The 13,563-nt window shown below is 69.2% G+C and carries 6 protein-coding genes and 1 pseudogene; 5 read left to right on the top strand and 2 right to left on the bottom strand.

Annotation, left to right across the window (positions count from 1 at the left end):
- Positions 1-33: 33 nt before the first annotated feature.
- Positions 34-5,292 carry an alpha-2-macroglobulin family protein gene (locus tag WFK61_RS06665; protein ID WP_336810755.1) on the bottom strand — a complete coding sequence of 1,753 codons (5,259 nt, stop codon included), beginning with the start codon at positions 5,290-5,292 and terminating at the stop codon, positions 34-36.
- Positions 5,293-5,707: 415 nt separating this feature from the next.
- Between WFK61_RS06665 and WFK61_RS06660 the strand changes: the two genes are divergently transcribed.
- From WFK61_RS06660 to WFK61_RS06645, 4 genes and pseudogenes are all read left to right on the top strand, one after another.
- A complete protein-coding gene (locus WFK61_RS06660) occupies positions 5,708-7,102 on the top strand; it encodes a serine protease family protein (RefSeq protein ID WP_336810754.1) in 1,395 nt (464 codons plus the stop codon).
- Positions 7,103-7,230: 128 nt separating this feature from the next.
- Positions 7,231-8,223: a tripartite tricarboxylate transporter substrate binding protein gene (locus WFK61_RS06655; protein ID WP_336810753.1), complete on the top strand. Its 993-nt coding sequence runs from the start codon at positions 7,231-7,233 to the stop codon at positions 8,221-8,223.
- 86 nt (positions 8,224-8,309) lie between these two features.
- Positions 8,310-8,801 carry a tripartite tricarboxylate transporter TctB family protein gene (locus WFK61_RS06650; RefSeq protein WP_336810752.1) on the top strand — a complete coding sequence of 164 codons (492 nt, stop codon included), beginning with the start codon at positions 8,310-8,312 and terminating at the stop codon, positions 8,799-8,801.
- A 13-nt stretch (positions 8,802-8,814) separates the two neighbouring features.
- Positions 8,815-10,293: pseudogene (locus WFK61_RS06645) on the top strand (tripartite tricarboxylate transporter permease); the annotation flags it as partial.
- Between the two features lie 239 nt (positions 10,294-10,532).
- On the opposite strand, the gene WFK61_RS06640 reads toward WFK61_RS06645, so the two are convergent.
- A complete protein-coding gene (locus WFK61_RS06640; protein ID WP_336810751.1) occupies positions 10,533-11,279 on the bottom strand; it encodes an enoyl-CoA hydratase-related protein in 747 nt (248 codons plus the stop codon).
- A gap of 191 nt (positions 11,280-11,470) precedes the next feature.
- Between WFK61_RS06640 and WFK61_RS06635 the strand changes: the two genes are divergently transcribed.
- A complete protein-coding gene (locus tag WFK61_RS06635) occupies positions 11,471-13,543 on the top strand; it encodes a 3-hydroxyacyl-CoA dehydrogenase NAD-binding domain-containing protein (protein ID WP_336810750.1) in 2,073 nt (690 codons plus the stop codon).
- Positions 13,544-13,563 lie beyond the last annotated feature (20 nt).

Here is a 13,563-nt window from a genome sequence, read left to right as displayed (position 1 = left end):
GATTTTTCATCCTGCGCCATAGCGACAGTGCCTTCACCGCGCCGACGTGATCTCCACCGCGCCGAAGCCGGTGCGGCCGAAGCGATCCGGCCGGTACATGTCCTCGATCACGGCGGCGGGGGAGACGTAGCGGCCGGGCGAAACGGCCCGTGCGATATAGGCGACGGTGTAGGAGAGCTTGTCGCTGCGCGAACCGGAGCGCTCGAAGGCGGCGACATAACGGTCGTCGCGCGACTCGGTATGGACCGGGTAGACCTCCTGCTTGAGCCAGTCGAGGCCGGCGACCGAGGCGCCTTCCGTCAGGTTGGCATTCTCGATCTCAAGCCCGGCCGGGACGGGATCGACCAGCAGCAGCCGGCCGTAGCGCGGCGCAGTTTCCGTCACGGTCAGCGCCACGACATAGCGCTCGTTCTGGCGCAGGCGCGCCGGATCGGCCTTCTCGCCCTTCATCGTGTAGATGACGCGCTCCAGCCCGAAGCCCTGGTTCAGGGCCGGCTCCGGCGCGGTCGGGATACCCGCGACGGTGATCACCGCCTGGGCATTGCCGGCGCCGGGATTGGCGATGGTCAGCGACTTCGTCTCCAGCGCTTCGGCGGAGAGCGTGCGGTAGAGCGCGCCCTTGCGGGGAGCGCCGTCGACCGTCAACGTCATGCCCTCGGCGTCCTTGGCCATGGCCTGCGCCGCCAGCACCATCCACATCTGCTCCTGCGTCGAGGTGTAGCTGTAGCGGGCGCTGTTGCGGGTAGCGTCGAGGATCGAGACGGCGCGCGAAATGTCGGCGCGCTCGCCATTAGCCTCCGCGATCAGGGCGAGCACGCCGGCGCCGTCACGCAGGCGGGAGCCGTAATCGGGGCGGGAGAAGCCGTCGTCGCTCGCCTGCTGGAGCAGGCCGAGCGCGCTGCCGAAGGCGGCACGGCCGCGGCCGCGATCGCCCAGCGCCGAGAGCGCCGCGCCGATCTGGGCGCGGGCGAGCGGCGTCGCGAAATCGCCGAGCTTGTTGTCGGCGAGATAGCGCAGGTCGCCCATCACCGGCCGGCCGTTGCGGGCGAGCACATAGAGCGCATAGGCGATGCCGGCGGCCTCTTCCTTGTTGATCTCGCTGGTGTTGACGACCTGATTGCGCAGGCGGTCGAGCGCGAGGTTGAAGGCGATCTGGGGCACCGCGAACTGCTTCTCGCGGGCCCGCGTCAGGAAGTCGGTGACGAAGGCATCGAGCCAGAGATCGTCGCCGCCGACGCCCCAGAGACCGAAGGAGCCGTTGCCGCCCTGCCGCGCCAGCACGCGCTCGATGGCGTTGACGACGCGCTCGTCGGCCTTGTCATCGAGCGCGAGCTGCTCCAGCGAGGCGAGCTGGTTGACAGCGAGCAGCGGCAGGGCGCGCGAGACGGTCTGCTCGGTGCAGCCATAGGGGTAGCGATCGAGCGCCTTGAGCAGAGCGGGCACGTCGAGCGAACCGAAGGGCGAGACCGTCACCGAGACCTGTCCCGAGTTCGGCACGAGATCGGCCAAGAGGTCGGAGGAGACGGTGATCGCCCCGCCATTGCCGGGGATGGCGCGCACGATGCGGCGCGCGATCGTCGCGGCCGAGGGCTGCACGCGCACGGCGAGGTTCTGCACCGTACTGAGCCCGTTCGGGCCGGAGACGCGCACGTCGAACTCGGCGCGGCCGAGGCCGGCGGCAGTCACGGGGATCGTCATCTGCGTCTTGGCGCCGGCACCCATCTGCATCGTGCGGCGGGTGGCGTCGGCCGCGACCAGCACCGGGCCCTTCACGTCGAGATCGACGGTGTAGGAGCCTGCGGGGCCCTCGACATTGTCGACCTGGAGATGGAAGCGCGACTGGTCGCCGATGGCGAGGAAGCGCGGCAGCGTCGCCTGCGCGACGATCTGGTCGCGGACGATCACATCGGCACTGGCCTGGCCGGTGCGCCCGGAAGACCAGGCGACGCCCATGACGCGGACCGAGCCGTTGAAGGCCGGCATCTCGAAATCGATCTTCGCCGTTCCGTCCGGCCCGACCTTGACCACGCCGGAATAGCGCGCGAGCGGCTCCTGCGTCGGCTTCTCGCCGTCCATCTTGGGCGCGGCGTCGCCGCCGGTGCGGATCGCGCCGCGCGTGCCCTGCATGCCGTCGATCAGGTAGCCGTAGAGATCGCGCAGGTCATGGCCGAGCTGGCGCTGGCCGAAGAAGAACTTGCTGGCGTCGGGGCTCTCGTAGCGGGTGAGGTTGAGGATGCCGATATCGACGGCCGCCAGGGTGACATAGGCTTCCTCGCCCGCCTTCATGCCGGTGACCTTGACCGGCAGCGAGAGCGTGGTCAGCGGGCGCACCAGCTTGGGCGCGCCGAGATCGAGCGCCAGCGTGCGCGTCTCCTTGCCGATCTGGAACCAGGAGAGGCCGATGGCGCGGCCGGGCAGGCGCTTGGCGGCAGCGTCCATCGGGCGATGGGCGAGCACGACGAGATAGGCGCTGGCGCCCCATTCGGCCTTGACCGGAATGCTGGCCGAGGTGCCGCCCTCGGCGATGTCGATGGTGCGGATATCCGCGACCTTGTCGGTGACGACGGCGAGCGTCGCCTTGCCGGCGAAGCGCGGCGAGAGACGAACCTGCAGGCTCTCGCCATCGGCGTATGAGGCCTTGTCCAAGGCGACGTCGAGCACATCCGGCGTATCGGCGGTCTTGTCGCTCTCATAGCCGACGCTGAAGGAAACCGAGGTCTCGGCCGCCTCGTTGCCGTCCGAGGTCACGTCGAGCCGGTAATTGCCCCATTCGACGGGGGCGGCGATCTTGGCCCCAGTGGCTTCCGCCACTGCGATCTCGCCATCGGCGACGCGGCGGGTGGTCTTGACGCCCTCATAATTCCAGCGGCCGTCCTGGAAGAACCACTGGTAGTTGCGGCGCACCTTCGACAGCACCCATTTGACACCGGGCCGGGCAAGGCGTTTGCCGTCGCCGGTCGCCATGATCACTTCGAAATTGGCGGTCTGGCCGTTGCCGAGATCGCCGTCGCGGAACAGCTTCTTCACGCCGATGGCGGCGCCCTTGGGCACGATCGGCAAGGTGACGGAGCGGGCGATGGCGCGCCCGCCGGGCTCGCCGACGCGCACGGTCATCTCGACTTCGAGCGGACGGTTGGTGTCGGCCTGCTGGACCGGGTTGGAGATCGTCGCCTTGCCGGCGGCGTCGGTCGTGGTGCTCTCCTCGAACTCGCTCTGGATCGGCTCGAAAGCCTCGTCGGTGAGGCCGACCTGATAGTCCTTGAAGCCGGGAATGGCGCTGGCATCGGCCGCGCGGATCGTCATCGCGCCGGTGACGTCGAGCTCGGAGCCCGGCGCGCCGTAGAGATAGCGCGCGTTGACGTCGAGCTCGGCCGGCTGGCCGGCCTGGAGCAGCGGGGCCTTCGGCGTCAGCGTCAGCTCCAGCCGCTCGGGCACGTAATCCTCGACGAGGAAGGAGGTCTCGCCGACCGCCTGGCCCTTCGGGTCGGAATAGGCGAGGATGCGCCAGGTGCCGGTCGCGGCGCCGGAGACGAGCTGGATCGAATGGGCGCGGCCGCCCGCACCCTGATCCTCGACCTGCCGGCGGCGATACTCGACGCCGTCGGGACGCTTGATGACGATGGTCAGCGGCAGGCCGGTGACGGCAGCGCCCTTGGCGTCACGCAGCAGCGAGGTGAGATAGACGGTCTCGCCCGAGCGATAGACGCCGCGCTCGGTATAGAGATAGGCGTCGAGCCCGGCGGGGGCGACGCGGCCCTTCACGCCGCGATCGGAGAGGTCGAAGGCGGTCTGCTTGAGGTCGAGGAAGCCGTAATCCTCGGCGAGGGACGCGGTGACGAGGCCGGGCGCATTGCCGCCCTGGCCCTTGCCGAGGCCGGCATCGAAACGGGCATAGCCGTTGCCGTCAGTCTTCGCCGTGCCGAGCACCTCGTTGTTGCGGGCGATCAGGCGCAGTTCGGCATTGGCGATCGGCCTGGCGTCGGCCAGCGAGCGGGCGAGCACATGCACGCCGTCCGGGCCGGTGAAGGAGGTCAGGCCGAGATCGGAGACGACGAACCACTGCGTCGCCCGCGTCGAGCCGTCATCATAGGAATCGCCGTCGTCGCTGGGCGCCGCCGCGGCCGGCCCGCCCGAGGGCTTGGCGAACATCACGTAGACGCCGGGCTTCAGGCTGCCGACCGCTTCCGTGACGGGGAAGGCGGTGATCACGTCCTGATTCAATTCGGACTTCACGTCCATCGTGCCGGTCCAGACGGTCTGGCCCTTGTCGCTGGAGATCTGTCGGGCGGAATAGGAGCCGATCTGGCTGAGGAAATCCTCGGAATGGACGGAGTTGATCAGGTTGCGATCGCCGATCCGCATGACCTCGAGATCGAGCTTGCCGGAATTGACCGAGACGACCGGGATGCCTTGCTGGCCGGTGCGCGGCAGCACGTAGTTCTTGCCGGTGAAGCGCACGGAGGGGGTGCGGTCGCGGACATAGATCTCGTAATCGGCCGATTTCAGCAGCGTCTCGTCGGGGATGGCTGAGGGCACGCCCTGGCGGATGACGATGGCATAGCGCTCGCCATGCTTGAGGCCGTCGACGCAGATCTGGCGGTCCTCGGCGCTGACGGCGAAATCGCCCTTGCCGCCCGAGATCGCCACGTATGGCGCGAAATCGACCCGGCCGCGCGCCAGGGCTTCCGAGAACTCGAAGCAGGCGCGCGGCGATGCGGCGTCGGAATCGGTCTTGTTCGAGAGCAGGCGGAAGCCGCGCTTCTCGCGCAGGCTTTCATAGGAGCTCTGCAGGGCAGCATTGGCGGCGAGATCGAGGCTGAGGCGATAGGTTGTCAGCGCCGGGCGCCAGAGTTCGTTCTTCTCGAAGGTGCGGGCGAGGATGCCGAGCGAGGCGGCCTCGTCATTGCGGTTGGTCGAGCGCTGATAGGCGAGATAGGCGGCCGCGACCGCGCGCTCGCGCAGTTCCCAGCGCTCGCGGTAGTCGCGCGGCTCGATCGCGTTGGCGGCGCGTGCCATCAGGCGCCAGCCGGCGGCATTGCTGGAATCGGCGACGACCGCGGCATTGGCCTGGGGCAGGGCGGAGCGGGCATCGCCACGGCCGAGCGCGATCTCGCCGGCGCGGATAGCGTCCGCTGCCATGCGGTTGCCGGCCGGGAGCTCGCGCTTCAGGCGCTCTTCCAGCCGCTGCCCGTCGGTGAGGAGGTCGTTGCGGACATAGGCCTTCTGGGCGAGGGCGGGGGCCGCCGCCAGCGTGAGCGAGAGGGCGAGCGCGAGACGGGAAAGCAGGGTCATCGTCGGTCCTCTTCGTCGATCGGCCAGCCAAGGATCAGCGGGCATGGCGTCAAGCCGATGACGGCGTGAGACGGGGCCGGCAGGCTATCACCGTGCCGCGCGCGTTCAAGTCATGCGAATGCAGGGCGCGCGAGGTTGGGCTGTCGAGATACCCATTTCGATCCTCACACGCGGGTCATCCCGGACGAAGCGAAGCGAATATCCGGGATCCATTCCAGAGCCTCACCGAGATATGTTCCGGAATGGATCCCGGGTCTCCCTCCGGTCGCCCGGGATGACCCGCGCGTTAATGTCAGCTGCCGGTTGCGGCGCGGCGCGTTCTGACGCTCAATGCAGCCGCTTCGCCCGTTCTCAAGGACGAGACCCAATGCCGCGCGCCATTCTCCGATCCCAGCGAATCACACTGCTCCGCAGCGTGGCGCTCACGTTCGCGCTGCTGTCGGCGCCGCTCGCCGGCGCGCAGGCTCCCGCGCCCGGCCCCTCGCCGCAGATGGCGGCGGCGCAAGCCGGCTTCGAGGCCTTGCCCGAGGCCGAGCGCAAGGCGATCCAGAACGATCTGATCTGGGCCGGGCAGTTCAACGGCGCGGTCTCCGGTTCTTATGGCCCGCTGACCTTCCGCGCGATCAATGCCTTCAAGGGCGCGCGCGGCCCGGCCGACGGTCTGCTGCCGCCGGCCGAGCGGGCAGCGCTCGCCAGGGTGGCGCAGGCGGCGCGCGACGCGGCCGGGTTCAAGGTGCTGGCCGACGACAAGACCGGGGTGCAGATCGGCATCCCCCAGAAGCTCCTGCCGAAGCGCGATGTGACGCCCTCCGGCGGCAGTCGCTGGCAGAGCGCCGACGAGAAGGTGACGCTCGACACCTCGACCACGCCGCCCGGCGGCGACGATCTCGCGGCGATCTTCGAGAAGGCGATCGCCGTCAGCCCGAACAGCCCACGCAAGATCACCTACAAACTGCTGCGGCCGGATTTCTTCGTCGTCACCGGCGAGACGCCGACCGGACGGTTCTATCGCCGGCTTTCGGCCGGGCCGCAGGGCCTGCGCGGCTTCTCGATCGGCTATGACAAGGCGCTGGCACCGACCGTGGACAAGCTGGTCATCGCGATCGCCGCGAGCTTCGAGCCGTTCCCGACCGGCGCGGTTCCGACCCAGCCTCCGGCCGTCGCGGGCGCGGCTGCGAGCCCGTCCTCGGGATTGTCCTCGCTGCTGGCGCCGGCTGCGCGCACCAACGAGCGCTATGGCGTCGCGCTCGCGCTCAACGAGCGGACGGCGCTCGGCGCCGCGTCCGCGATCGATAACTGCCGCAGCCTGCGCGTGGGCACCCGCAATGCCAAGCTGCGCCTGAAGGACGATGCGAGCGGTCTTGCCGTGCTCGATCTGGAGGGCACGGGCGCGGCGAAGCCGCCGGGCTTGCGCAGCGAGGCGGCGGGCGCTTCCGAGGCACTGGTGCTGGTGGCCTATGGCAACGATGCCGGCAAGCGAGCTGCCGTGGCGCTGCCCGGGCTGGGCGCGCCGGCCGGCGGCAAGCCGGCGCTGAAGGCGCCGCTCCAGCCGGGGCAGGCGGGTGCGCCGGCCTTCGACCGGCAGGGCCGGCTCGTCGGGATCGTCACCGACAACCCCTCCGACAAGATCCTGATCGCCGGCGTCGCGCCGCAGCGCAGCTACGCCTTTGCCGATGCCACGGCCATCCAGGCGGTTTTGGGCAAGGCGGGCGTGTCGTTGCCGGCTGCCGCGGCCGGATCGGAGCTCAGCACCGGCGCGGTGGTGGAGCGGGTTTCCGGGGCGGTCCAGCCCATCGTCTGCGGTTTGTAGCCTCGGCCAAAATGAGAGGTTGTCACTGGCCGCGCGATCGGCTCAGATGATGCCCGTCACATCAAGGGAGCCCCGTCGCGGACGAGGAGCGCCCGGACACTAAATCGATTTAGCGGAGGAACTGGGGAATGACCGATTTCATCGACAGGCGAACTGTGCTCAAGGGCGCGGCAGCGGCCGGCGCGGGCCTGATCGCGGCGCCTGCCATCGCGCAGGCAAACTACCCGTCGCGGCCGATCACCATGGTCTGCCCATGGGGCGCTGGCGGCGGCACGGACGCGACCGCGCGCATCGTCGCGCAGCTTCTCGAAAAGGATCTCGGCCAGCCGGTCAACGTCGTCAACCGCACCGGTGGTTCCGGCGTGGTCGGCCATTCGGCCATCGCGACGGCGGCGCCGGACGGCTACAATATCGGCATGCTGACGGTCGAGATCGCCATGATGCATCATCAGGGCCTGACCGACCTGAAATCGACGAGCTACACCTCGCTCGCGCTGATGAACGAGGACCCGCCGGGCGTGCAGGTCTCGACCGCCGGCCCCTACAAGGACATCAAGGCGCTGGCCGACGCGATCAAGGCGGCCCCTCCGGGCAAGCTCAAGGCATCCGGCACCGGCCAGGGCGGCATCTGGCATCTCGCCCTGATCGGCTGGCTCGTCGCCATGGGCCTGAAGCCCGATCACGTCGCCTGGGTGCCGTCGAACGGTGCGGCGCCCGGCATGCAGGATCTGGCGGCCGGCGGCATCGACATCGTCACCTGCTCGGTGCCGGAAGCACGCGCGATGATCGATGCGGGCAAGGCCAAGTCGCTGGCGATCATGGCGAGCGCGCGCAATCCGCAGTTCAAGGACGTTCCGACGCTCAACGAGACGCTCGGCATCAACTACTCGATCGGCGCCTGGCGCGGCATCGGCGCGCCGAAGGGCCTGCCGCCTGAGATCGCGGCCAAGCTGACGGCCGCGCTGAAGAAGGCCTTCGACTCGAAGGACTATCAGGACTTCATGAACTCCCGCGGCTTCGGCATGAAGTTCGCGGATGGCAAGGGCTTCGCCGATTTCATGGCGGCAAGCGACGCCTCGATGGCCTCCGCCATGAAGGCGGCAGGCCTCGCCAAGGGCTGAACGGCCGGAAACGCTGAGCGCCGGGAGCAGAAAGCTCCCGGCGTTTTCGTCTCGTCATGATCTGATCGTCCAGGGAGGTTGCGCCCTTGCAACTATCCGACCGCATCACCGGCTCAGCGCTCGCCGCGCTTGGGGCCGCCGCCTTCATCTACGGCTCGAAACTGCCGCCGGTGCCCGGCCAGCAGGTCGGCCCCTCCGCCTTTCCGATGGTCGTCGGCGCGGGGCTCGTCATCTGCGGCAGCCTGATCGTCTTCGGGATCGGCCGCCATTTCGAGGAGGTCGCCGAGGCTGACGTGGTCAGCCACGCAACGCCCGAGGAGCTCGTGCCGGTGCCGACCTGGCGCAACTGGCTGGCCCTGCTGCCGCCGGCTCTGCTCGCCTTCTACGCGCTGGCCTCGGAGCCGCTCGGCTTCCTGCCGACGACGGCGATCATGGTGCTGCTCTGCAGCTTCGCCTTCGGCGCCAAGCCGAAGCTTGCGGTGCCGCTCGCGATCATCGCGCCCTTCATGATCAACCTGATCTTCCTGAAGCTGCTGCGCGTGCCGCTGCCCGGCGGCATGCTGCCCTTCCCCTGGTGAGCGAGGCCTGACGATGGATACCGTCATCAAGGCCTTCGGGCTGGTTTTCCAATTCGACGTGATGATCGCCATCGTGGCGTCGGCCTTCTACGGGCTGACGGTCGGCGCGCTGCCCGGCCTTTCCGCCACCATGGCGACGGCGCTGCTCGTGCCGGTCACCTTCTATCTCTCGCCGATCGCGGCGATCGCGACGATCATCACCGCCTCCGCCATGGCGATCTTCTCCGGCGATATTCCGGGCTGCCTGCTGCGCATCCCTGGCACGCCGGCCTCGGCCGCCTATACCGACGAAGCCTATGCGATGACGCGCAAGGGCCAGGCGGAGACGGCGCTCGGCATCTGCCTGTGGTTCTCGGCGCTGGGCGGGATCGCCGGCACGCTCTCGCTGATGCTGATCGCGCCGCTTCTGGCCGAGATGGCCCTGTCCTTCTCGACCTACGAGAATTTCTGGCTCGCGATGCTCGGCCTGATGTGCTCGACGCTGGTGGCACGCTCCTCGCCGATCAAGGCGATCGCGGCGATGCTGCTCGGCCTGCTGATCACCTGCATTGGCATCGACAATCCCGGCGGCGTGCCGCGCTTCACCTTCGGCTCGACCAACCTGCTCGGTGGCATCGAGGTCATCCCGGCGCTGGTCGGCGTCTTCGCGCTGGCCGAGGTGATGCGCTCGCTGACCGAGCGCGACCCGCCGAAGATCGAGAACCGCAAGCTCGGCTCGATCCTCAAGGGGCAGTGGAAGCTCACCAAGGAATATCCGAAGCAGCAGACGCGCGGGAACATCGTCGGCATCATCATCGGCGTGCTGCCCGGTGCCGGCGCCGACATGGCGGCCTGGGTCAGCTACGCCATGGCCAAGCGCTTCTCGAAGACGCCGGAGAAGTTCGGTACCGGCCATCCGGAAGGGCTGATCGAGGCCGGCGCCTCCAACAACGCCTCGCTCGCCTCGGGCTGGGTGCCGGCGCTGCTCTTCGGCATTCCTGGCGACACGATCACCGCGATCGCGATCGGCGTGCTCTACATGAAGGGGCTGAATCCGGGGCCGACGCTGTTCACCAGCCAGGCCGAGAGCATGTACGCGCTCTACATCATCTTCATCCTCGGCAACATCATCATGATCCCCTTCGGCATCATCATGATCCGGCTGGCGAGCAAGGTCGTCGGCGCGCCGCGCTCGGCGGTGATGCCGGTGATCATGATCTTCTGCGCGGTCGGCGCCTTCGCCACGGCGGGCAACAACCTGTTCGCGGTCTGGTGCGTCGCCTTCTTCGGCGTGTTCGGCTTCGTGATGGAGAAGAACGGCTATCCGGTCGCGGCGATGGTGCTCGGCATCGTCATGGGCACGATGGTGGAGCAGAATTTCGTGACGTCGCTGATCAAGTCGGACGGATCGGTGCTGCCCTTCTTCGACCGGCCGGTCTCGTCGGTGCTGGCGGCGATGACCTTCGCCGCGCTGCTCTGGCCGGTCTTCGCCTGGACGCGCGACTGGCTGAAGGGGCGCAGGCGGGTGGTGGGGGGGGGGGGGGCCCCCCCCCCCCCCCAACGGCACGGGCCCGCGCCCCCGCCCCCCCGGCCCCCCCCCCCCCCCCCCCACCCCCCCCCCCCGCGAACAAAGGCACCGAACGGGCGGGGGGGGGGAGCCCCGCGCCGCGCGGCGGGGGCGGCGCGGCGCGCGGCCGCGCGTGGGGCGGCGGGGGCGCGGGGGGGTGGGGGCGGCCGGCGGCCCCCCACGCCTCACTTCTTGAGGAAGGCCATGAAGGCGGCCATCGCCTCCGGGGACTTCAAGCGCTCGCCGAAATGGCGGGCCTCGGTCGCGATGGTCTCGGCCACGGCCTGGGCCGAGCCGCGCTTCAGCAGCATCTTGGTCAGGGCGAGCGATTCCGGCGGCAGGGCAGCCAGCGCCTTCGCCTTGGCGAGGCCGGCTTCAAGCGCCGTGCCGTCCTCGGTGACCGCGTTGACGAGGCCGGCAGCGGCGGCGGTCTCGGCATCGAAGGCCTCGCCCAGCATCAGCAGTTCAGCCGCCTTCTTCGAGCCTGCGACGAGCGGCAGCAGATAGCTCGATCCGCCCTCGGGGCAGAGGCCCAGCGTCACGAAGGGCAGGCGGAAAGTCGCCGAACGGGCCGCGAAGGCCAAGTCGCAATGCAGCAGCATCGTCGTGCCGATGCCGACCGCGAAGCCCTCGACCGCCGCGACGATCGGCTTCTTCGCGGTCGAGATCGCCTCGAGGAAATCGATGGCGACGCGCGGGCCCTCGCCGGCCGCGGCAGCCATGGCGAAATCCTTGATGTCGTTGCCGCTGGTGAAGGTGCCGCCGGCACCGGTCAGCAGGATCGCGCGGATCGAGGCGTCGGCCTCGGCGGCGGCGATCGCGGCAATCAAGCCGGCATAGCTCGCGCGGTCGAGCGCATTCTTGCGGTCGGGCCGGTTCATGGTGACCTGCACCACGCCTGCCGCGACGGTTTCGCTCAGCACTTCGCTCATCGGTCCGCTCCCTGATTGCCGTGCCGGGATCGCATGGGCCTTCGCCGGGGGTCAAGCGAGGCCAGATGCGCCTTTCGTCGCCGCCCGGTGCTTGACATCGCGCGGGTGCGATCCTCCCCTGCGCGGCGAGACGCCTTCGCTGCCTTCGCGTGCGAGTCGAGGCGCGCGGGACAGGGATTGCGGAGACGTCGATGACGAAGGTTCAGCTTGAGGTTCGCGGCAAGGTCGCGATCGCCACGATCGACAACCCTCCGGTGAATGCGCTCGGTGCTGCCGTGCGCGAAGGGCTGGCGAGCGCCATCAAGCAGGCCAATGCCGACAAGGCGGTCGCTGCGATCGTGATCGCCTCCGCCGGCAAGGCCTTCATTGCCGGCGCCGATATCAGCGAGTTCGGCAAGCCGCCGGCCCCGCCGCTGCTGCCCGATCTGCTCGACGCGATCGAGGTGTCGGCGAAGCCGGTCGTCGCGGCGATCCAGGGCGTGGCGCTGGGCGGAGGGCTGGAGGTCGCGCTCGCCTGCCACGGCCGCGTCGCGCTGCCGGCGGCCAAGCTCGGTCTGCCGGAGATCAAGCTCGGGCTCATTCCCGGTGCCGGCGGCACCCAGCGCCTGCCGCGCCTGATCGGAGCGGCCAAGGCCTTCCCGATGATGCTCTCGGGCGAGCCGATCTCGGCTGGCAAGGGGCTTGAATACGGGCTCCTCGACGAGGTCGTCTCCAGCGATGTCGTGGCTGCCGCAAGCCGTCTGGCCGAGGCGCTGGCGGCTGAGGGGCGCCGCCCGGTCACGAGTGCTGCCACCGGTGAATTGACCGAGGCCGATCGCGAGGCCTTCGAGGCCCTTGCCAAGGATGCCGTGAAGAAGGCCGAAGGCATGCCGAACGTGCCGGCTCTGGTCGAGGCCGTGCGCGCGAGCTTCACCCTGCCTTTCGCGGAGGGCGTTGCGGTGGAGCGCAAGCTCTTCCTGTCGTTGCTCATCGACGAGCGTTCGAAGGCGCTGCGTCATGTCTTCTTCGCCGAGCGCGAGGTCGCGAAAGTGCCGGGCATCGGGCCTGAGGTGAAGCCACGCGAGATCGCCAGCGCCGCCGTGATCGGCGCCGGCACGATGGGGGGCGGCATCGCGATGTGCTTCGCCAATGCCGGCATCCCGGTGACGCTGATCGAGACGGCACAGGCCGCGCTCGACAATGGCGTCAACCGCATCGGCGCGATCTACGACATCTCGGTTTCGCGGGGCTCGCTGACGCCGGAGGCCAAGGCCGGGCGCATGGGGCTGATCAAGCCGGCGGTCGGACTCGCGGCTGCGGCGGGGGCCGATATCGTTATCGAGGCCGCCTTCGAGGAAATGGGCGTCAAGCAGCAGATCTTCGGCGAGCTCGACAAGGTGGCGAAGCCCGGCGCGATCCTCGCCAGCAACACCTCCTATCTCGACGTGCCCACCATCGCGGCGGCGACGAAGCGTCCGCAGGACGTCATCGGCATGCATTTCTTCAGCCCGGCCAATGTCATGAAGCTCTTGGAGATCGTGCGGCCGAAGGGCTCGGCGGACGATGCTATCGCGACCGCTGCCGCGCTCGGCCGCAAGCTCGGCAAGGTGCCGGTCGTCGTCGGCAACGGCTTCGGCTTCGTCGGCAACCGTATGCTGGAGCAGCGCACCCGTGCCGCCGAGCGCCTGCTGGTCGCCGGCGCCCTGCCGCATGAGGTCGATGCCGCGCTGGTCGGCTTCGGCTTCAAGATGGGCCCCTTCGCCATGGCCGATCTCGCCGGCAACGATATCGGCTGGCGTTCGCGCAAGGCGCGCGGCCTCAAGGCTGCCGTGGCGGATGCGATCTGCGAGGCCGGCTGGTTCGGCCAGAAGACCGGGCGCGGCTATTACATCTATCCGCAAGGTGCCCGCAGCGGGCAGCGCTGCCCCGAGGTTGAGGCGCTGATCGCCCGCATTTCCGCCGAGCAGGGCGTGACGCGGCGCGCCTTCACGCAGGAGGAAATTCTCGCCCGCCTGCTCGACCCGATGGTCAACGAGGGCGCGCGCATCCTGGAGGAGGGCATCGCGGCGCGGCCGGGCGACATCGATATCGTCTGGATCAACGGCTATAACTGGCCGGCCTGGCGGGGCGGACCGATGTTCTGGGCCGATAGCGTCGGGCTCGACGTGATCGTCAAGCGGCTGGAGGTGCAGGCTGCCGAGATCGGTGACAAGGCGCTGGAGCCGGCGCCGCTGCTCAAGCGCCTCGCAGCCGAAGGCAAGGGGTTCGCCAGCCTGAAAGGGTGACGCGACGCGCTGTCATTGCG

The organism is Allobosea sp. MMO-172, from assembly GCF_037147855.1.
GTDB lineage: Bacteria > Pseudomonadota > Alphaproteobacteria > Rhizobiales > Beijerinckiaceae > Allobosea.
Note: the sequence above shows the minus strand (reverse complement) of the source record. Positions and strands in the feature narration are given on the sequence as shown.

What these genes read in the sequence shown, in the direction of transcription:
- WFK61_RS06665 (WP_336810755.1), bottom strand. Translation starts at nt 5,292, where the DNA reads ATGACCCTGCTTTCCCGTCTCGCGCTCGCCCTCTCGCTCACGCTGGCG.
- WFK61_RS06655 (WP_336810753.1), top strand. Translation starts at nt 7,231, where the DNA reads ATGACCGATTTCATCGACAGGCGAACTGTGCTCAAGGGCGCGGCAGCG.
- WFK61_RS06640 (WP_336810751.1), bottom strand. Translation starts at nt 11,279, where the DNA reads ATGAGCGAAGTGCTGAGCGAAACCGTCGCGGCAGGCGTGGTGCAGGTC.
- WFK61_RS06635 (WP_336810750.1), top strand. Translation starts at nt 11,471, where the DNA reads ATGACGAAGGTTCAGCTTGAGGTTCGCGGCAAGGTCGCGATCGCCACG.